Source organism: Rhodoferax saidenbachensis, from assembly GCF_001955715.1.
GTDB classification, from domain to species: Bacteria; Pseudomonadota; Gammaproteobacteria; order Burkholderiales; family Burkholderiaceae_C; genus Allorhodoferax; species Allorhodoferax saidenbachensis.
Window position 1 is genome coordinate 2,987,962 of sequence record NZ_CP019239.1, and the last position, 20,727, is coordinate 3,008,688.

16 protein-coding genes are annotated in these 20,727 nt (G+C 62.8%); 9 read left to right on the forward strand and 7 right to left on the reverse strand.

Annotation, left to right across the window (positions count from 1 at the left end; translation table 11 throughout):
- The first annotated feature begins 51 nt into the window (after positions 1-51).
- The 8 genes from RS694_RS14185 to RS694_RS14220 all read left to right on the forward strand — a co-directional run bounded on the left by RS694_RS14185 (position 52) and on the right by RS694_RS14220 (position 12,056).
- The gene (locus RS694_RS14185; protein ID WP_029709777.1) at positions 52-1,881 is read left to right on the forward strand and encodes an AMP-dependent synthetase/ligase; all 1,830 of its coding nucleotides are present in this window, start codon (positions 52-54) and stop codon (positions 1,879-1,881) included.
- A 72-nt stretch (positions 1,882-1,953) separates the two neighbouring features.
- Positions 1,954-2,781: a proteasome-type protease gene (locus RS694_RS14190; RefSeq protein ID WP_029709776.1), complete on the forward strand. Its 828-nt coding sequence runs from the start codon at positions 1,954-1,956 to the stop codon at positions 2,779-2,781.
- Between the two features lie 5 nt (positions 2,782-2,786).
- A complete protein-coding gene (locus tag RS694_RS14195; RefSeq protein WP_029709775.1) occupies positions 2,787-3,590 on the forward strand; it encodes an alpha/beta hydrolase in 804 nt (267 codons plus the stop codon).
- An 8-nt stretch (positions 3,591-3,598) separates the two neighbouring features.
- Entirely contained in the window at positions 3,599-5,398 is a 1,800-nt protein-coding gene (locus RS694_RS14200; protein WP_051392193.1) for a sensor histidine kinase, read from the forward strand.
- Positions 5,395-7,200 carry a sensor histidine kinase gene (locus RS694_RS14205; RefSeq protein WP_051392191.1) on the forward strand — a complete coding sequence of 602 codons (1,806 nt, stop codon included), beginning with the start codon at positions 5,395-5,397 and terminating at the stop codon, positions 7,198-7,200. The genes RS694_RS14200 and RS694_RS14205 overlap by 4 nt, the downstream gene beginning before the upstream one ends.
- Positions 7,197-8,918: an EAL domain-containing response regulator gene (locus RS694_RS14210; protein WP_029709772.1), complete on the forward strand. Its 1,722-nt coding sequence runs from the start codon at positions 7,197-7,199 to the stop codon at positions 8,916-8,918. Before RS694_RS14205 ends, RS694_RS14210 begins: the two co-directional genes overlap by 4 nt.
- A 93-nt stretch (positions 8,919-9,011) precedes the next feature.
- A complete protein-coding gene (locus tag RS694_RS14215) occupies positions 9,012-9,890 on the forward strand; it encodes a c-type heme family protein (RefSeq protein WP_029709771.1) in 879 nt (292 codons plus the stop codon).
- Between the two features lie 3 nt (positions 9,891-9,893).
- Complete coding sequence (locus RS694_RS14220; RefSeq protein ID WP_051392188.1) at positions 9,894-12,056, forward strand: protein kinase domain-containing protein; 2,163 nt, start codon at positions 9,894-9,896, stop codon at positions 12,054-12,056.
- A 136-nt stretch (positions 12,057-12,192) separates the two neighbouring features.
- Here the strand turns inward: RS694_RS14220 and modC are convergent, their stop codons facing one another.
- The 3 genes from modC to modA are packed head-to-tail and all read right to left on the reverse strand — an operon-like array spanning position 12,193 to position 14,720.
- On the reverse strand, positions 12,193-13,269 hold the full coding sequence (gene modC / locus RS694_RS14225) for a molybdenum ABC transporter ATP-binding protein (RefSeq protein WP_029709769.1): 1,077 nt from the start codon (positions 13,267-13,269) through the stop codon (positions 12,193-12,195).
- Complete coding sequence (modB, locus tag RS694_RS14230; protein WP_029709768.1) at positions 13,266-13,952, reverse strand: molybdate ABC transporter permease subunit; 687 nt, start codon at positions 13,950-13,952, stop codon at positions 13,266-13,268. The genes modC and modB overlap by 4 nt, the downstream gene beginning before the upstream one ends.
- Positions 13,953-13,970: 18 nt before the next feature.
- Positions 13,971-14,720, reverse strand: coding sequence for a molybdate ABC transporter substrate-binding protein (modA, locus tag RS694_RS14235; RefSeq protein ID WP_029709767.1), 750 nt, complete (start codon positions 14,718-14,720; stop codon positions 13,971-13,973).
- 730 nt (positions 14,721-15,450) lie between these two features.
- Here modA and RS694_RS14240 point away from each other — a divergent pair.
- Positions 15,451-16,209, forward strand: a complete 759-nt coding sequence (locus tag RS694_RS14240) for a TOBE domain-containing protein (protein WP_029709766.1) — start codon at positions 15,451-15,453, stop codon at positions 16,207-16,209.
- A gap of 49 nt (positions 16,210-16,258) precedes the next feature.
- Here the strand turns inward: RS694_RS14240 and RS694_RS14245 are convergent, their stop codons facing one another.
- The 4 genes from RS694_RS14245 to RS694_RS14260 all read right to left on the reverse strand — a co-directional run bounded on the left by RS694_RS14245 (position 16,259) and on the right by RS694_RS14260 (position 20,727).
- Complete coding sequence (locus tag RS694_RS14245; RefSeq protein ID WP_029709765.1) at positions 16,259-17,494, reverse strand: serine hydrolase domain-containing protein; 1,236 nt, start codon at positions 17,492-17,494, stop codon at positions 16,259-16,261.
- A gap of 63 nt (positions 17,495-17,557) precedes the next feature.
- Positions 17,558-18,391, reverse strand: coding sequence for an undecaprenyl-diphosphate phosphatase (locus RS694_RS14250; RefSeq protein WP_029709764.1), 834 nt, complete (start codon positions 18,389-18,391; stop codon positions 17,558-17,560).
- A 195-nt stretch (positions 18,392-18,586) separates the two neighbouring features.
- Entirely contained in the window at positions 18,587-19,822 is a 1,236-nt protein-coding gene (locus tag RS694_RS14255) for an ABC transporter permease (protein ID WP_029709763.1), read from the reverse strand.
- The gene (locus RS694_RS14260) at positions 19,819-20,727 is read right to left on the reverse strand and encodes an ABC transporter ATP-binding protein (protein WP_076069737.1); all 909 of its coding nucleotides are present in this window, start codon (positions 20,725-20,727) and stop codon (positions 19,819-19,821) included. Before RS694_RS14260 ends, RS694_RS14255 begins: the two co-directional genes overlap by 4 nt.

Sequence of the window (20,727 nt, forward strand, 5' to 3'; positions counted from 1 at the left end):
TGGTGCCGAAACCCCATCCGGCACCCCAACTGCCCCTTCTCAGGTAACCCTATGATTTCGCGCACCCCAAGCCCCCTTGCCCCCACGCTGGATGGCGTTTTCACCCTGTCCGAACTCTTTGCCTGGCGCGTCGCACAGACACCGCAGGCCGCGGCCTACCTGCAATACGACGAACCCGCCCAACGCTGGGCACCTGTCAGTTGGCAGGCCATAGGCGCACAGGTACACAACGTGACCGATGCGCTGGGCAACCTGCAACTGCCCAGAGGCTCACGCATCGCCATCCTGTTGCCCAACGGCTTGCCCGCCGTCTGCATTGACCAGGCCAGCCTCGCGCAAGCCTGTGTGCCCGTGCCTCTGCACGCACTGGACAACCCCGCCAGCATCGCCTACATCCTGGCCGACAGCGACACCGTGCTGCTGATCGCACAGTCCCTCGCGCAGTGGGAGGCCATTGCGTCTGCGGGCGTGGAGTTTCCCGCGCTACGCCAGGTAGTGGTCCTCGAAGCCACGCCAGAACCCCTGCCCTCCACACCACAGTTGCCCGTCGTCTTCTGGAGCGACTGGCTGGCGCAGCCCCGTCATGCCCCAGCCCCCAGCGAACCACCGCGCGCAGACGAACTGGCAACGCTGGTGTACACCTCCGGCACCACCGGCAAACCCAAGGGCGTGATGCTCACGCACGAGAACGTGCTGGAGAACGTCAAAGCCGTGCTGCAGCGCGTGGTACCCGGGCCGCAGGATGTGTTTCTGTCTTTCCTGCCGCTGTCGCACACCTTTGAGCGTACGGCCGGGTACTACCTGCCCATCGCAGCTGGCAGTTGTGTGGCCCATGCGCGCTCGGTCGCGCTGCTGTCGGAAGACATGAAAACGGTGCGCCCCACGGTCCTGATTTCGGTACCCCGGATTTATGAGCGGGTGTATGGGGTTCTCAAAGGCATGCTGGTGGCTTCACGGCTCAAGTCCACGCTGTTCCAGTGGGCGCAAACCGTGGGCTGGCGGCGTTTTTGCCGCACCCAAGGCCTGCCGGTGCCAGGGCGTATGCCTGCCGCACTGGATGCGCTCGTATGGCCCGCTCTGAACCGGCTGGTAGCCCGCCCGTTGCTGGCCCAGTTTGGGGGGCGGCTGCGCGTCGCGGTCAGCGGCGGCGCGGCGCTGTCGCAGCCCATTGCGCACTGCTTTCTGGGTCTGGGCCTGCCCATCCTGCAGGGCTACGGCATGACAGAAACTTCCCCGGTGGTGGCCGTCAATGGCTTGGATGACAACGACCCGGCCACCATTGGCCGAGCATTGCCCGGCGTGGAGGTGCGCATTGGAGAACTACAGGAGCTGCAAGTACGCAGCCGCAGCGTGATGCGCGGCTACTGGAAACGCGAGGCAGACACCGCCGCCACCTTTGTGGACGGCTGGCTGCGCACCGGTGACCAGGCTGCCATTGAGGGTGGACGCATTCGCATCCTGGGCCGCATCAAGGAAATCATTGTCACGTCCACCGGAGAAAAGATTGCCCCGGGCGATCTGGAGCTGGCCATCACCAGCGACCCTTTGTTCGAGCAGGCCTACACCTTTGGCGACAACAAACCCTTTATCGCCTGCATTGTGGTGCTGAGCCAGGCCGGTTGGCGGCAACTGGCGGCCAGTCTGCAGCTCCCCGCAGATGCGCCACAGAGCCTGGATGCGCCCGCAGCAAGGCAAGCCGCGCTGACACGCATACAGGCGCTTACCCGAGGCTTCCCGTACTACGCCCAGCCCCGCGCCGTGGCGCTGACCCAGGAACCCTGGACCAGTGAGAACACCCTGCTCACCCCCACGCTGAAGCTCAAACGCAAGAACCTGACAGCCCGTTTTGCCGCCGAAATGGACCAGTTGTACCGGCGTTAAGTCCGCCCTGCGCAAGGCCACCCCTTTACACTCTAGGTTTAGAACCCGCACCGCCCTCCCGGCACCCCAGAAATGACCTACTGCGTCGCTATCAAACTCAACGCCGGACTGGTGTTCCTCTCCGACTCCCGCACCAACGCCGGGCTGGACCAGATCAGCACCTTCCGCAAGATGATCGTCTACGAGAAGCCCAATGACCGCTTCATGGTGCTGCTGTCGGCCGGCAACCTGAGCATCTCGCAGTCCGTGCGCGAGATTCTGCAGGTCGAGCGGCTCAAGGACCACGAAGCCGACGAAGGCACCACGATCTGGAACGCCCGCAGCATGTTTGACGCGGCGCGCGTGCTGGGGTCGGCCATACGCCGGGTGCAGGAGCGTGATGGCGCGGCACTCAAAGCCTCCGGTGTGGACTTCAATGTGTCGCTGATCTTTGGTGGACAAATCCAGGGCGAAGGCATGCGCCTGTTCCAAGTCTACTCAGCAGGCAACTTCATCGAAGCCACACCCGAAACACCCTATTTCCAGGTGGGCGAATCCAAATACGGAAAACCCGTGCTTGACCGCGTCATCACCCCCACGACCCCGCTGGACGAAGCCGCCAAGTGCGCGCTGGTGTCTATGGATTCCACGCTCAAATCCAACCTATCGGTGGGCCTGCCCATGGACCTAGTGGTCTACGAGGCCAATAGCTTCCAGACCGACAAGGTGGTCTGCATTGACGAAAACAACCCCTACTTCAAGATGCTGCACGGCAGTTGGGGCCAGAAGCTGCGCGAGGTGTTTGACAGCATCGAAGACCCGATGTGGCACGGCGAGTCCACCAACGTGCCGCTGATGCAGCAGTCCACCCGCAGCCTGCCCCTGAAAAAAATCACAACGCCTGAAGAGAAGTTGATATAGCCGGTATGTCCACCATCGTTTTCTCCCACGCCAACAGCTTCCCCGCCAGCACCTACAAGGTGCTTTTCAAGAGCCTGCGTTCCCGGGGCTTTGCGGTCAAGGCGCTGGACAAATTTGGCCACGATGCACGGTACCCGGTCACCAACAACTGGCCCCAGGTGGTGCAGCAACTGCTGGACTTTGTACAGCCTGTGGTCGAGAAGGTCGGCGAGCCGGTCTGGCTGGTGGGCCACTCGCTGGGCGGCTTCCTCAGTGTGATGGCAGCGGCACGCCGGCCTGATCTGGCGCGTGGCGTGGTGCTGGTCGACTCACCCTTGGTCGGGGGCTGGCGCTCCTCGGCGCTGGGCGTCATGAAATCCACACAGCTTTTTGGTTCACTTTCGCCCGGCGCGGTGAGCAAACAGCGGCGCAACACCTGGCCCTCGGTCGAGGCGGCCTATGAACACTTTCGCCACAAGAAAGCGTTTGCCCAATGGGACGACCAGGTACTGCTGGACTATGTGACCTACGGCACCTGCGAAGAGGATGGCAAACGCGTGCTGAATTTTGACCGCCAGATCGAGACCCAGTTCTACAACACCGTACCCGACAACCTGGAGCGCCTGCTGGCGCGCCACCCCCTCAAATGCCCGGTGAGTTTTATCGGCGGGCGCGACTCCATGGAGATGAAGCAGGTCGGCATGACCTTGACTGAAAAAATCACCAAGGGCCGCACCATGATGCTGGATGGCAGCCACCTTTTCCCCATGGAAAAACCGCTGGCCACCGCTGCCGCCATCGAAGCCGCCCTGCGCAACATGGGGCACTGAAGCGCAACATGTCTAACACGTTGCAAGCCCAGGTGGATGCGCTGAAAGCGCAGCACCTGCACTTGCAGGTCCAGTACCAGGCATTGGAGCGGTCGCTGGAACAGCAGTCTGCGTCTGCACAACGCTGGCAGGCCCAGCGCAACCTGGATATGGAAGCGCAAGCCCAGGAGCACCGCAAGGCCGCAGCGCTGCAGCGTACGTTCTACCGCATCGCCGAACGCGCCACGGCCGACCTCTCGCTCTACGAATTCCTGCAGTCCGTGCACGCCCTGCTGGGCGAGCTGTTGTACGCCAAAAACTGTTACGTGTGCCTGTACAACCCGAAAAAACACACGCTGGATTTTCCGTACTACGTGGACGAACGGGACGGTGACACCATGCAGTGCAATGACGTGCCCTACCGCCATGGACTCACAGAGTTTGTTCTGCGCACGGCCCAACCACAGTTGATCGATGCAACGCGTTTTCAAGCGCTGCAGGACGCCGGCGAAATCACCGATGCGTCGGGCGACCTGAGTTTTTCGGCCTGGTTGGGTGTGCCCATGCAGATACAAGGCGCGTTGCGCGGTGTGCTGGTGGTGCAGAGCTACGAAAGCTCCATTCCGTACACCGAGGCCGACGCCAAGATTCTCAGTTTTGTAGCCAACCACTTCAGCACCGCGCTGGAGCGCTACCAGGCCATTGACGAAATGCGCAAGTCCGAAGAGCGCTACCGGCTGGTCATTGAAAGCGTCGGCGTTGGCGTGGTGGTGGTGCAGGACGGTCGCATGGTGTTTGCCAACCCGGCCCTCATACGCATCGTGGGCCATCCGCTGGACTACCTGCTGACACAGTCCTTCACCGCCACCATCCATCCGGAGGACGTGGCCGCTGTGGTCGAACGCCACCAGCGCCGCCTGCGCGGCGAGCCCGTCGAAACCACCTACGGTTTTCGCATCCTCACGGGCCAGGGAGACGTGCGTACGCTAGAACTGTCCGCTGTCAAGATCGAGTGGGACAAGCGCGACGCCACGCTGATGTTTGTGGTGGACGCTACCGCACGCATTCAAGCAGAGGAGACCCAGCGCATCGCCCTGCAGAAGCAGAGCGAGCTCAACGACATGAAGTCGCGCTTCATCACCATGGCCTCCCACGAGTTCCGCACCCCGCTGGCCACCATCCACGGCTCGGTGGAGCTGTTGCTGCACTACGAAGACCGCATGCAGGCCGCGCAAAAGCGTGCCACGCTGCAGCGGGTTGACGACGCGGTCGAACGCATGACCCATATGCTGGAAAACGTGCTGGCCATTGGCCGCGCCGACGCGGGCCAGGTGCAGTTCAAACCGCAGCCGCTGGCCCTGCAAGCCTTTTGCATGAACCTGCTGGACGAGCTGCGCAGCGCCATGGAACGCCAGTACCAGAAGGTCTGCCTGGTCGTGGACCTGCCTGATCCAGATGCCCTGTTTCTGCTGGACGACACACTGCTGCGCAACATCGTGGGCAACCTGCTCTCCAACGCCCTCAAATACTCGCCCGAAGGCGGCGAAGTGCGGTTCAGCGTGCAGGAGCAGGGCGTCGCTCTGGTGTTCACAGTGGCAGACCAAGGCATCGGCATCCCCGAGACCGACCAGCCCCGCCTGTTTGAGACTTTCCACCGGGCCAGCAACGTGGGGCCCATTGCGGGCACCGGACTCGGCCTGTCCATTGTCAAAGAAGCGGTTTTATGTCACAAAGGTCGCATCGAAGTGCATAGCCAGGTGGGCAAGGGAAGCCGGTTTACCGTTACCCTGCCTGTTTCACCGATCCCCCACCCTGTCCCAACGCCATGATCTCCGACGCGGAACTGCAGACCCAACTGGAACAATTGCAAGCACAACATGCGGCTTTGCAAGCCCAGTACCAGGCGCTGCAGATTCGCCAGCAGGAACATGAGATTTCGGCCAACCAGTGGCTGAACCAGCGCACCGAAGAACTCAAGGCCGAAGCCCGGGAGCAACGCAAGGCCGAAACCCTGCAACGCGTTTTCTACCGCATTGCCGAGCGCGCCGCGGCCGATCTGTCCTTCTACGATTTCCTGCAGGCTGTGCATGGCCTGCTGGGTGAACTGCTGTACGCCAAGAACTGTTACGTCTGCCTGTACGACGAAAAGAAGCAGATCAAGGACTTCCCCTATTACGTGGACGAGCGTGATGGCGATGCCCTGCAGCTCAGCGCCGTGCCCTTGCGCCGCGGCCTGACCGAGTTTGTGCTGCGCACCGCGCAGCCGCAGATCATTGACGCAGAGCGCCTCAAGCGGCTGGAGGCCAGCGGTGACGTCACCGAAGGCAGTGGCGACATGAGCTTCTCCAGCTGGCTGGGCGTGCCCATGCAGATCCGCGGGCAGATCGGCGGCATTCTGGCGGTGCAGGGCTACGAGCCCGGCATCGCCTACAGCCCGGCAGACGCCGACATCCTGTCATTTGTAGCCAACCACGTCAGCAGCGCCATTGAGCGCTACCAGGCACTCGACGCCCTGCGCAACTCCGAGGCCCGTTACCGCACCGTGATCGAAAACGTGGGGGTGGGCGTGGTGGTGGTGCAGGATGGCCGACTGGTGTTTGCCAACGCCAGCGTGGAAGGCGTGGTGGATCACCCGCTGGACTACCTGCTCTCGCAGCCCTTTACCGCAGTGATCCATCCCGATGATCTGGCCATGGTGGTCGAGCGCCACGGCATGCGCCTGCGCGGCGAGCCGGTGGACTCCACCTATGACTTTCGTGTCATCACCCAAACCGGTGAAGTACGCATCATCGAGCTGTCCGCCGTGCGCATTGAGTGGGCCAAGCAGGATGCGGTGCTGCTGTTCCTGGTGGACACGACCGCGCGGCGCGAAGCCGAGCAGACCAAACGCATCTCGCTGCAAAAACAGATCGAACTCAACGATATGAAGACCCGCTTCATCTCGATGGCCTCGCACGAATTCCGCACCCCGCTGGCCACCATCCACGGCTCGGTGGAGCTGCTGCTGCACTACGAAGACCGCATGCCAGCCGACAAGAAACGCCAGACGCTACAGAAGATCGACGATGCGGTGGAACGCATGACCCACATGCTGGAGAACGTGCTGGTCATTGGCCGCACGGGTGCAGGCCAGTTGGAGTTCAAACCCCGACCCATGGCCATCACGCCGTTTTGCATGGGCCTGCTGGACGAACTGCGCAGCGCCATGACGCGCCAGTACGAACGTGTGAGCGTGGTGATTGACCTGCCACCCCACGAACAACAGTTTTTGCTCGACGAAACCCTGATCCGCAATATCGCGGGCAACCTGCTCTCCAATGCCATCAAATACTCCCCCGACGGCGGCGAAGTGACCCTGCGCGTGCAGGTACTGGCTGACCAACTGGTGATGACGGTGCGCGACCAGGGCATTGGCATCCCCGAGGCTGACCAAGCCCACCTGTTTGAGAGTTTCCACCGCGCCAGCAATGTGGGGCCCATCGCCGGTACCGGCCTGGGTCTGTCTATCGTCAAGGACGCCGTCACCTGCCATCTGGGCACCATCAGCGTGCAAAGCCAGGTGGGCCAGGGAAGCTGTTTTACCGTGACCCTGCCCAATCCACCCATGTCTGCTGCGCACGCCACACCATGAAAATCCTGATTGCCGAAGACGAGCCTTCGCTGCGCGAAAACCTGCAGTGGATGCTGGAGCTGGAAGGCTACGAGGTCATGACCGCCAAGGACGGGCGCGACGCCTATGTGCAGGCCTGTCGCACCCGCCCCGACCTGGTGCTGACCGACGTCATGATGCCGGTGCTGGACGGCTACGGCCTGCTGAAGGCACTGCGCGAAGACTCCACCACCGCCACCGTACCCATCATCATGCTCACCGCCAAGGCCGACCGCAGCGATGTGCGCATGGGCATGAACCTGGGCGCCGACGACTACCTGACCAAACCCTACAAACGCGACGAACTGCTCGAAGCCGTGCAGGCCCGCCTGGCACGCAGCTCCAGCCAGGAGCAAGCGGCCAAGACCCTGCAACATCAGATGCAGCAGGCCCAGCAGTTCGACCCCCTCACCTCGCTGCCCAACCGCGAACTGTTCGACCAGCAACTGGCCGCCGCGCTGGAGCATGCGGGCCGCACCCACGGTGGTGTGCTGGTGGTCTGCGTGGGCCTGGACGGTTTTGCCAAGGTCAATGAATCGCTGGGCCCGGCCACCGGTGACCTGGTGCTGCAGGAAGTGGCCAACCGCCTGCTCGACCGCATGGGCGCCAGCACCCAGACCGGCGCACACGACAGCCTGGCCCGTCTGGGCGGCGACCAGTTCGCCCTCTGCCTCAGCGGTGTGCTGGACACCGCCCTGCTGGAGCGCACCTGCAGCGACATCCTGGAGCTGCTGGCCCGCCCCTATCTGATCGACGACCGCTCGCTGTTTCTCACCGCCTGCGCCGGGGCCAGCCAATACCCGTCCCAGGCGAATACAGCGCAAGCCCTGCTGCTCAACGCCGAATCTGCGCTGCACCACGCCAAGACGGGCGGCCCCGGATCGTTTCGCCTCTTTGACCCGGCCATGAACCAGCAGGTGGTGCGCCGCCTGCAAATCCACAACGCGCTGCACCAGGCCTTGGAACAAGGCGAACTGCAGGTCTTCTACCAGCCGCAGGTGTCCATCGCCAGCGGGGCCGTGGTCGGTTTTGAGGCGCTGCTGCGCTGGAACCACCCCACGCTGGGCTGGATTTCACCGGCCGAGTTCATCCCCATTGCCGAAGACAGCGGCTTTATCGTCAAGCTCGGTGAATGGGTCATGCGTACCGCCGCGCGCCAGGCCGCCGACTGGCATGCCCTGGGCCACAACAGCTTTCGTATGGCAGTGAACCTGTCGGTGCGCCAGTTTGCCGACCCGCGCCTGCCTTCGCTGGTGCAACAGGTGCTCACCGACACCGGCCTGCCCGCCCACATGCTGGAGCTGGAAGTCACCGAAAGCCTGGCCCTGCAAAGCGTCACCACCACCATTGGCACCCTCAACGCCTGCAAGGCGCTGGGCGTGAAGCTGGCCATGGACGACTTTGGCACCGGCTACTCCAGCCTGGCCTACCTCAAGCGTTACCCGCTGGACTCGCTCAAGATCGACCAAGCCTTTGTGCGCAACCTGACCCAGGACGCAGGCGACGCCGCCATCACCCGCGCCATCGTGGCCATGGCGCACAGCTTTGGCATGAGCGTGATCGCCGAAGGGGTGGAGACCACGGGCCAACTCGATTTTTTGCGTACCCTGGGCTGCGAAGACTTCCAGGGCTACCTGTTCAGCCGCCCGGTGCCACCCGACGAAGCCGTGTTGTGCTTCCCCGGTTACCACCCAGGCTAGTTTCTGTTTCGTTAAAAAGCATGCGCCCGGACGCACGGCGTCAGGGCACAATATTGTGTACGGGGCACCTTTGCCCATGATTCGGGGGGATGTATGGGATTGCGACTCAAGTTCAATTTGGTATTGATCATGGTGTTTCTGGTGGGCTTTGCAGCCGCCGGCTTCATTTCACGTGAACTGCTGCAGGCCAATGCCCGCGAAGAAGTGGTGCGCAATGCCCGCTTGCTGATGGACACGGCGCTGGCGGTGCGCTCCTACACGGTGGAGCAGATCAAACCCCACCTCGACCCGCAACTCAACGAGGTTTTCCTGCCGCAGACGGTGCCCGCCTACGCCGCCACCGAAACCCTGGCCCACGTACAAAAGAAGTACCCGGACTACGGCTACAAAGAGGCCACCCTCAACCCCACCAACCCGCGTGACCGGGCCACCGACTGGGAGTCTGACCTGGTCCAGCAGTTCCGCCAGAACGGCGAATACAAGGAGTTGATCTCCGAACGCAGCGGCGCCACCGGGCGCCAGCTCTACATCGCCAAACCCATCCAGATTTCCAATCCGGCCTGCCTGGCCTGCCACAGCGTGCCGGCCAATGCCCCGGCCAGCATGATCAAGATCTATGGTGAAGCCAACGGTTTTGGCTGGAAACACAACGAAATCATTGGCGCACAGGTCGTGACCGTGCCCATGGATATCCCGATTCGTAATGCCGACCGCGCGCTCAAGACTTTCATGGCATCGCTGGCAGGCGTGTTTTTCGTGGTTTTCATCGTCCTCAATCTGATGTTGAGCTGGTTGATCGTGCGCCCCATCCGTCGCATGTCCCAGTCCGCTGACAAGATCAGCACCGGCGACTTTGATGTGCCGGAGTTTGCCGACGGTGGCAAGGACGAAGTGGCCGTGTTGGGCAGCGCCTTCAACCGCATGCGCCGTAGCCTGGACAAGGCCATGCAGATGATCGAGCGGGGCGACTAAGCTTTGGAACCGAGCGACAGCAAACCCGCACCCCTGGCCATGAAGGCTGCCGACAAGGCGGCGCTGGAGCCGGGGCAGACGGTTTTTGAATACCGCATCGACAAGGTGCTGGGCGGTGGCGGCTTCGGCATCACCTACCTGGCGCAGGACGTCAATCTGCAGTTGCCGGTCGCCATCAAGGAGTACTTCCCCTCCAGCCTGGCCGTGCGCTCGGTGGACAACGCGGTGCATGTGCGCTCTGAAGAAGGCGCCGCGCAGTTCCAGTGGGGCCTGGAGCGTTTTGTGGACGAGGCCCGCGCGCTGGCATCCTTCCGGCACCCCAACATCGTGCGGGTGCTGCGCTACTTCAAGGAAAACGGCACCGCCTACATCGTCATGGAGTACGAGTCGGGCGACCCGCTCAAACACTGGCTGAGCAAACAGGGCGCACTGGACCAGCGCAGCCTGCTGCAGATCGTTTACCCGCTGCTCGATGGCCTGGAGTCCGTGCACAAGCTCAACTTCCTGCACCGCGACATCAAGCCCGACAACATCTACATCCGCGCCGATGGCACACCGGTACTGCTGGACTTTGGCGCCGCACGCCGCCTCACCAGCAACCACGACATGACCAACATCGTCAGTCCTGGTTTTGCCCCGTTTGAGCAGTACCACACCAAGGGCAACCAGGGCCCCTGGACCGATCTGTATTCGCTGGGCGCCGTCATGTACTGGATGACCACAGGCAGCAAACCCATGGAGTCCGCCTCACGCGTGCGCGACGACGCCATGCCCAAAGCGGCCAACCTGGCCAGCCGCGCTGCCTTTGGTGAACAACTGCTGCAAGCCATCGACTGGGCCATGAGCCCCAACGAAACCCAGCGTCCACAAACCGTGGACGCGCTGCGCCGCGCCTTCCAGAATTCCGAGCACCTCAAGACCCAGGTGTTGCAGGCATCGCAGCGCGTGGACCCCACCGCCGTACTGACGGCCAATACGCTTTCGGTACCCATCAACACCGAAGAAGCGCTGCGTAAAAATGTGATGGGCACCATCATGTTTCTGGATCTGGTCGCCTACTCCACGCACTCGGTGGACCAGCAGGTCGTCATCAAGACGCTGTTCAATGAAATGATCACCAAGGCCATTGGTGGGGTCAACGAATCGTCGCGCATCATGCTGGACACGGGTGACGGTGCCGCCATCTGCTTCCTGGGCGACCCCGAAGAAGCCTTGCAGTCCGCCCTGCTGCTGCGTGACCTGCTGCTGCAGAAATACGGCCAGAAACTCTCCATGCGGGTGGGCCTGCACATGGGCCCGGTGCGCATGCTGATGGACATCAACAATCGGGTCAACGTGGTGGGCGATGGCATCAACGTCGCGCAGCGCATCATGGATTTTTCCTCGGCCAACCAGATCACGGTGTCACGCGCTTACTACGACGTGATCTCCCGCATCAGCGACGGCGCCGAAGCCATGTTCGAGTACCTGGGCCCGCGTCTGGACAAACACAAACGCTCGCACGAGGTGTACTCCCTGGTGGACCCGAATGCCGTGCGCGCGGCACCGCCCACGCCCGATGCCGTATTTGCACACACCACCCTGATCGGCGACATCGAAGAAGTCTTGCCCCACGAGGCCCAGGCCATCGAAACCGAATTGACCAAGGCCATTGGCCCGCTGGCCCATGTGCTGGTCAAAAAAGCCAAGGCCCGCGCCACCAGCGCGCAGAACCTGCGCGAACTGGTGTCCATCTCGATCCAGGACGCGGCGGTGCGCGACGCCTTTCTCTCCGGCAAAAACAGCAGCCGACTGACCGGCCCCGGCACCGTGCCACTCTCCAGCAGCTCGCGGTCTACCGGCAGCGGCTCATTGAGCCGTCCCCTGTCCGTGCCGATGCCCACCACGGTGCCGCCCGATGCCAGCAGGCTGTCCGCCTCCACATCCAGCGCGTCGGTGTCGTCCGCTTCGCTCAAGGTGCACACCTTCAGCGCCGAACAACAAGCCCAGTTGGAGCGCGCGCTGAGCCAGTACATCGGCCCGCTGTCCAAAACACTGGTGCGCAAAGAAGCCAACCGCCAGCCCACGTTTACCGACCTGCTGCAGGCGCTGGCCCTGCACATCGACAAGGCCGAAGACCGCGCGCGTTTTGTCAGCGCCGCCAGCAAACTCCAGTCCAAGCCCTGACCCGTTTGCCCGCCCACGGCCTTGATCGGCAAAATCGGATGGTTGTCAGGCTGAGCGGGGAAATTTATATGAAATTGGCCTGTAGCCCGCGCGGAGTTTGCGCAAGCAGCTTCTCTTTTGATAGCAAATCTGGCGCCTAGACCAGCGCCGCAGACTTCACTTGCGCCCAGACGGTCTGGCCTGTTGCCAGCCCCAGCGCATCGGCAGCACGCGCCGTAATCCGCGCGAGCAACACAGAGCCACCGCAGTCCAGTTGCACCAGCACCTGAGACGGATGGGTGTCGGGCACCACCGCACGCACCGTGCAGGACAAAAGGTTCTGGATGCTGGTGTGCTCGGGCTTTTGCACGGCAATACTCACATCGCGGGCCAACACACGCATACGCACGGCCTGACCGATCTCAGCACCGCCGTCCCGCAGCCACAAGGCGCCGCCTGCAAAACCCACTTGCATCAAATGCCACTGTGCATCCCGCTGCAGCACACTGCCCTGCAGCAGCACACCCACATCTTCACCCAGCACCACCGGGCGGTGCAGGTCCGACAGCACCTGCGCCACCGGCCCCATCGCTTTGACGCCGCCCTCCTCCAGCACCACCAGCGTGTCGGCCAGGCGCGCAGCCTCATCGGCGGCATGGGTCACGTAGAGCATGGGAATCTTCACCTCGTCGCGCAGACGCTCCAGCCACGGCAGCAGCTCCTGGCGGCGCGCGGGGTCCAGGCCTGAGCAGGGCTCGTCCAGCAGCAGCAGGCGCGGCTGCAGGGCCAGTGCACGGGCGATGGCCACGCGCTGGCGCTCACCGCCCGAAAGCTGCACCGGATCGCGCTGCAGCAGCGGGACCAGGCCCAGCAACGCAATGGCATGCTCCAGCGCTTCGCGCGCACCCGGTCCGGCGCGGCGCATGCCGTACTCCAGATTACCGCGCACGCTCCGATGCGCAAACAGGCTGGCTTCCTGAAACACATAGCCCAGCGGACGCTGCCAGGTGGGCACAAATACGCCGTGGTTGCTGTCCTGCCAGATGGCACCCTCCACACGCACCAACGCATTGGCAGAGCGCTCCAGCCCTGCCACACAGCGCAGCAAGCTGGTCTTGCCGGAGCCAGACGCCCCCATCACCACGGTGATGCCGCGTGCGGGCAACTCCAGGTCTACCTGCAGCGCAAACGCCGCGCGTGGCAACTCCAGCCGGATACGCAGCGGCGTGCTCATGGCATCACCCCCACGTTGCGCCGGTTCAGCAGACCCAGCCCCAGCAGCACCACAAACGCAAACAGCACCATGCCACCGGCCAGCCAGTGCGCCTGCGCATATTCCATCGCCTCCACATGGCCGTAGATCTGCGTGGACACCACACTGGTCTTGCCCGGAATATTGCCACCCAGCATCAACACCACACCAAACTCACCTACGGTGTGTGCAAACGTCAGGATGGCCGCGGTCAAAAAGCCGGGACGGGCCAGCGGCAGCGCCACGCTCACAAATGCATCGAACGGGCGCGCCCGCAAGGTGGCAGCCACTTCCATGGGCCGTGTGCCCATGGCGGCAAAAGCGTTTTGCAGTGGCTGCACGGCAAACGGCAGCGAATAAATCACCGAGCCCAGCAACAGCCCGCCAAAGGTGAACGGCAGCGGGCCCAGCCCCAGCCACTGCGTGAACTGCCCGCCCGGCCCCAGCGGCCCCAGCGTGATCAGCAGGTAAAAGCCCAGCACCGTGGGCGGCAGCACCAGCGGCAGCGCCACCACAGCGCCCACCGGCGCACGCCAGCGCGAAGTCGTGCGTGCCAGCCACCAGGCCAACGGCGTGGCCAGCAGCAACAGCAACAACGTGGTCAGGCTGGCCAGCTCCAGCGTGAGGCGAATTGCGCCCCAGTCGGATGCGCTCAGGCCCAGCATCGGCGCTCGGGTTGAAATTCAGAATTCATAACCATAGGAACGAATGATGGCACGCGCCTTGTCGCCCTTCAAATACGCCGTCAACGCGGTGGCTGCCGGGTTGTCCTTGCCTGTGGCCAGCACTACGGAATCCTGCTTGATCGTGCTGTGCAAGTTGGCAGGCACCACCCAGGCCGAGCCTTCGGCAATGCGCCCATCCACCATCACCTGCGACAACGCCACAAAGCCCAGTGCCGCGTTGCCCGTGGCAACAAACTGGTAGGCCTGCCCAATGCTCTCGCCCTGCACCATGCGGGGCTTGAGCGTCTGCGTCAGCCCCAGCTTGTCCAGCGTCTCCACCGCTGCCGCACCGTACGGCGCGAGTTTGGGGTCTGCCAGCGCGATATGCGTAAAACTACCAGTGCGCAGTACATCACCCTTGTCATCCACCAGGCCCGCCTGTTTGCTCCACAGCACCAAGCGACCGGTGGCATAGGTGAAGCGGGTGTTGGCAACGGTGAGCCCTTCCTTCTCCAGCTTGGCAGGCGTTTCGTCGTCGGCGGCCAACAGCATCTGGAACGGTGCGCCGCTCTTGATCTGGGCGTAGAACTTGCCGGTGGAACCAAAGGCCAGTGTGGCGGTGTGGCCTGTGTCCTGGGTGAAGGCGGCGGCGATCTTCTGCATCGGGGCGGTGAAGTTGGCGGCGACTGCCACTGTGACTTCGGCGGCGTGGCTGGCGCTGGTGGCCAGGAGAAACAGGGCGGCTGCGGTGCGCAATAACTTCTTCATGGGGGCTACTCCATCGCTATTCGTTTTTAGAATAGCGAGTATAGCTATGTCAGTTTTCTTTCGAGGAGATGGTTTGATGTTTTGGCATGTCGGGATGTGCGCCCGACAGCGCACTCACTTTTATAGAAACCCGCAAAGCGGGTTTTCTTGCTTCGCCAAGGCGTGCTTTGCACGCGGAGTTTGCTCACTTCGCGTAGCGAAGTTACGCAAACACCAAAAGTAAGCAAAAGAAGGCGAGCCGGATTCGTCGGCCCTGCGGGCACGCTGCGTTGCTCGGTTCGGACGGGGTCTGGCTCGAACTCGCCTTCGGCTCAAACAATCGCCAGCCCTCATCCGCCCAAACCTGCGCTACTCGCCTCCTCATTACGGCACCAGCCAAGTAACCGAAGACCAAATACCGAACTTCGTCCGCGCTACGCGCGGACGTGGGGGCCGAGCGCAGCGACGGCCTGAATTCCCCCAATCCCTTCTGTATGCGCCGAGGAGCGCAGGGTTCAGTGGATGAGGGCTGGCGATTGTTTGAGCCCGCAGGGCGAGTTCGAGCCAGACCCCACTGAACCCGAGCACCGCAGGTTGCCCCGGCAAAGCCGGGGTCGCAGACAGCAGGGTCGCCTTCTTTTGCTTACTTTTCTTGGCGAAGCAAGAAAAGTGAGTCGGCCGCCGGGCCGAAACCCGGCTAGCCAAGCAAGAAGCAACACCCCAAAAAAAGAGCACAAGCCACAATAGCAATATGGCAAAGAAACCATCCCTCCAATTGGCCGAAGCCCTAGGCCACGAAATAGCCGACAAACGCCTAGACATCCTGCGCCGCATCGGCGAAGTAGGCTCCATCTCCGAAGCCGCACGCGGCGCTGGCGTGAGCTACAAGGCGGCGTGGCAAGCCATCGACACGTTGGGCAACCTCGCAGGCACCGCATTGCTGGAACGCATGGTCGGCGGCTCCGGCGGCGGCGGCGCACAACTCACCCCCGCAGGCCAGCAACTCCTGCAGGCCGCAGAACTGCTAAACCAAGCCCGGCAACAAGTACTAAAACAAATCACCCAAGGCCAAAGCACGCCCGGTCTGGCCGCCCTGAGCCTGCGTACCAGCATGCGCAACCAGTTGCCCTGCACGGTCAAAGCGCTGCGCACACAGGGCCAGGCGATTCAGGTGGAGATGCGCCTGTGCGACGGCACACCGCTGTTCTCCCGCATCACCCGCGAAAGCGCAGAGCTGTTGTCACTGCACGCAGGCCAAACCGTGCTTGCCCTGTGCAAAGCCACGGCGGTGGAGATTTTTCCGGCAGGCCAGACAGCCACCGGGCGTAACCTGCTGCTCGGGCGGGTGACCCGTGCCTCCCGCGCACGCGCCGGGGGAGAGGTCGCGCTTGCGCTGGATTGCGGCCTGCAGATGGTGGGCTTCTCGGGCCCCGACAGTGGACTCCAACTCAATCACGCCGCGCAGGCCAGTGTGGATGCGTCGGCGGTGGTGATTGCGCTCGCTGGCTAAACGTTGCAATCCTCACCATGCCCCGCAAAGAACCGGGGGACAACAGGCCTCAACCCATCGCCACAACAGCCTGAAAGAGCGCGCTCAACTCACGTGGCCAGTCACCGCTGCTGTCTACGCCGGTCTGCACCAGCACCGTCTGTGTCGGCAGATCAACAAAGACGCGCTGCCCATCGGCACCGTTGAAGTAAGGCTGAGAGCCATCGGCTTTGGCATGCCACATGAAGTTTTTGTACCCAACACTCTTGCGTCCCGCCATCGCGTCAAAGCGTACTTGCGCATCGACAGCATCCCAACGGCTGTAACTGTCCATCCAGGCGCGGCTGACAATCTGTTTGCCATTCATCTCGCCGCGCTGCGCCACCAGTTGGCCCAGACGTGCCCAGTCACGCAGGCGCGCGGCAAAACCGATGCAGTTGAATTCCTGCCCGGTCGAGTCAGTCAGCCACGTGGCATTCGCCTCGGCGCCCATCGGTATCCACAACTGCTCCTGCGCAAAGGCCGCCAAGCTCTTGCCCGTGACCGCTCGCAACACCAGGCCCACCGTCAGCGGGCACAACTCGTTGTAGTTAAAACGCGCGCCCGCTGGTTCCAGCCGTTCGTTCCAGCCACGCACCACATTGGCAATGCTGGAGTTTCCGTTGGTCAGCGCGTTCGGATATATCTGCTGGTTGCTCACCTCGTGCACCACGGCCGCACCGCTCGACATATTCATCAGGTTGCGCAGCGTGGTCTCGCCATGCAGCGTGCCGGCCAGTGCGGGTACGTATTTGGCGGGGGCATCGTCGAGCGAGGCAATCAGGCCTTTGTCGAGCGCAATGCCTACCAGCAAAGATGTCACGCTTTTCGACATCGACCAACCCGTCATCCGCATCTCGGCGTTGCGGTCAAAGCGGTATTTCTCGGCCCACACCTCACCGCGTCGCGCGATCAGCAGGCCGGTGACCGGCCAGGCATTGAGGTAGTCGTCCACCGTGCGCGACGCAAATCCCCAACGGTAGCGGATGTCGTCACGGTTGCGCTGCACCAGCGGTAGCTCGGCGCCACACTGCACGGTGTGGTTGGGCAACATGCCCTCAAACCCTCCCGAGTAGTTGCCCACCCGCAGCGCCGGGTAAAACGAAAACCGCCGCGGACTGCCCCAGCCGGTTGGGTAGCCCGCAGAAGCGCCCCACTTGTCAGCCTGGGCAAAGGCCTGCGGCACACCCAGCAACGCTGGCGCAGCCAGAGCAGCCACCACAAAGCCGCGGCGATTCACCGGCTCGGCGTATGCAGTGGAATCCATGGGTGAAATTTCAGCGAGGGGCACGCCGCCATTCTAGGCAGGTGCCCGGTTGGGTACGTCTACTCAGGCCGCCCAGTGCACCACGCCACTCCAGGCCGTGGCCAGCACCACGATGCCGAAGGCGATGCGGTAGTACGCGAAGCTGTTGAAGCTGTGGGTGGAGATGAACTTGAGCAGCCAGCGCACACACAGCCAGGCGCTGATGAACGAGAACACCAGCCCCACGCCAAACAGTGGCACGTCGGCCATGCTGAGCAGCGCGCGTTCCTTGTAGAGACTGTAGACCCCCGCACCAATCAGCGTGGGGATGGCCAGAAAGAAAGAGAAGTCGGTGGCCGCCTTGCGCGAGAGGCCCAGCAACATGCCGCCAATGATGGTGGCGCCGCTGCGGCTGGTGCCGGGCACCATGGCCAGACACTGCACCAGGCCCACCTTCAGCGCGTCAAGCGCCGTCATGTCGTCCACACTGTGGATGCGCACCGCGGTGCCACCCGCCGCCTGGCGCTTTTCGGCCCACAGGATGATGAAACCGCCGACGATGAAGGTGGTGGCCACCACGACCGGGGTAAACAAATGTTCCTTGATGACTTTTCCGAACAACAGTCCCAGCACCACTGCCGGCACAAAAGCGATCAGTACGTTCAAGGAGAACTGTTGTGCTTTTTTCTCGGTGGGCAGGGCCACCAGCGTATCGCGGATCTTTTGCCAATACACCAGGATCACGGCAAAGATGGCGCCGGTCTGAATCGCGATGTCAAACACCTTGGCCTTCTCGTCGTCAAAGCCCAGCAGCGCACCCGCCAGGATCAGGTGGCCGGTGCTGGAGATCGGCAAAAACTCGGTCAGCCCTTCCACCACACCCATGATGGCGGCCTTGGTCAACAACACAATATCCAAAATACTCTCCTCAAAATCTCAATAACAAACACCGTTCGGACCGAAGATACCGTTCGGGCTGAGCCTGTCGAAGCCCTGGGAGCCCTTCGACAAGCTCAGGGCCAACGGGTTTAACCCAAATTCACAACGAAACAGGGCTCTAGCCCTTATACAGATTGCGCAAGCAGCTCACTTATTTATAGCGTTTGACACGCCTCACTCGTACCGCAGCGCCTGTATCGGCAGCAGCTTCGACGCCCGGCGTGCCGGGTAGTAGCCAAAGAAGATGCCCACAAACCCCGAGAAGCCCACGGCCAACAGTATCGCGCCCGCGCTGGTGGACACCTGCCACCCCGCAAACCGCCCCACGCCCCAGGTGGCGCCCAGGCCCAGCGCAATGCCCACGGCGCCGCCAATCAGGCTCAGCGTCACCGCCTCAATCAAAAACTGCGAGAGGATATCGCGCCCGCGCGCGCCCACCGCCATGCGCAGGCCGATCTCACGCGTGCGCTCGGTCACGCTGACCAGCATGATGTTCATGATGCCAATGCCACCAATGATCAGGCTGATACCCGCCACAGCGGCCAGCAGCAGCGTCATCACGCGGCTGGACTCTTCCTGTGCCTGCAAAATTTCTGTCAGGTTGCGCACCTGAAAAGGATCATCGCCCCCCGGCGGCACCTTGAAACGCTGGCGCAACAAGTCCTTGATGCTTTCTTCCACGGCCTTCATGTCCTGGCCCTCACGCACCTTGACCGAGATGGCGCCCACACGTTTGAGCTTGCTGCTGGCGTCACCGCCCCACACGCGGTTGCGCAGCGTGGACAGCGGGATCATGATGGTGTCGTCCTGGTCCTGGCCCATGGAGTTCTGCCCCTTGGGCGCCAGCACGCCAATCACCGTCATCGGAATGTTGCGCACGCGGATGATCTGGTCCACCGGGTCCTGCTCGCCAAACAGCTCGCGCGCCACCGTGGCACCAATCCATGCCACCTTGGCCGAGCCGGCCAGTTCAGACGTATCAAACAGGCGGCCGCTGGCCAGCGGCCAGTCGCGCGCTTCCAGGTAGTCGTTGCTCACACCAATGATGCTGGTGCCCCAGTTGGCATTGCCAAACACCAGCTGCCCGCTGGTGCGCGAGGTAGGCGCCGCCACCTGCACTTCAGGAATCTCGAACGCGATGGCCTGCCCGTCTTCTTCGGTCAGGCGCTGGCGCGTTTGCGCGCCCAGGCGCACGCCGGCCTGCGACACTCCCCCCGGGATCACCAGCATGATGTTGGAGCCCAAGCCCTTCATCTGGTCCTGCACCCGCGCCGTGGCGCCCTGCCCCACCGCAATCATGGTGATCACCGCACCCACGCCAATGATGATGCCCAGCATGGTCAGCACACTGCGCAGCGCATTGGCGGCCAGCGCGCGCAGGGCACTTCTAAAAGCGGCCCAAAGGTTCATGCGCCTACCTCTCTCCGTGCGCCCTGAACGCCATCCCGGTCGGGCTGAGCTTGATTACCCCGTTCGGACTGAGCCTGTCGAAGCCCTTCGACAAGCTCAGGGCGAACGGAGTTTGCATCAGGGCTTGCATCAGCCTGAACGGTAGAAGGTTCAACGCGAACGGAGTGGGAGTCCACATGCACGGGCTGCAACACGTCTTCCACAATGTGCCCATCCTTGAACACGAGACGGCGCCGCGCCCAGGCCGCAATGTCGGCTTCGTGGGTCACCAGCACCACGGTCATGCCCTGCTGGTTCAGTTCGGTCAGCAGCCGCATGATGTCTTCACTGGTCTGCGAATCCAGCGCACCCGTGGGTTCGTCGGCCAGTATCAGTTGCGGGCTGTTCACCAACGCGCGCGCAATCGCCACGCGCTGTTGTTGCCCGCCCGAGAGTTCGGCCGGTGTGTGGTCCAGGCGCTCGCCCAGGCCCACGCGCTGCAGCGCGGCACGCGCGCGGGTCTTGCGCGTGGGGCCATCCACATTGCCGTAGACCATGGGCAGTTCCACGTTTTCCAGCGCGCTGGTGCGTGGCAGCAGGTTGAACTGCTGAAACACAAACCCAATGCGCCGGTTGCGGATGGACGCCAACTGGTCCGCCCCCATGCCCTGCACCGCTTCACCGGCCAGGTGGTAGCTGCCCTCGGTGGGCAAATCCAGACAACCCAGAATGTTCATCAGCGTGGATTTGCCCGAGCCCGACGCACCCATGATGGCGACAAACTCACCCTCGGTGATCTGCAGCGACACATCACGCAGCGCGTGCACCGTCTGGCCATCGCCCGCGCGCAGTTGCGCAGGTGTGCCCATGCGGTAAGTCTTGCGCAGGTTACGCGCGTCAATCAACACGCTGCCAGAGGTTTGCAT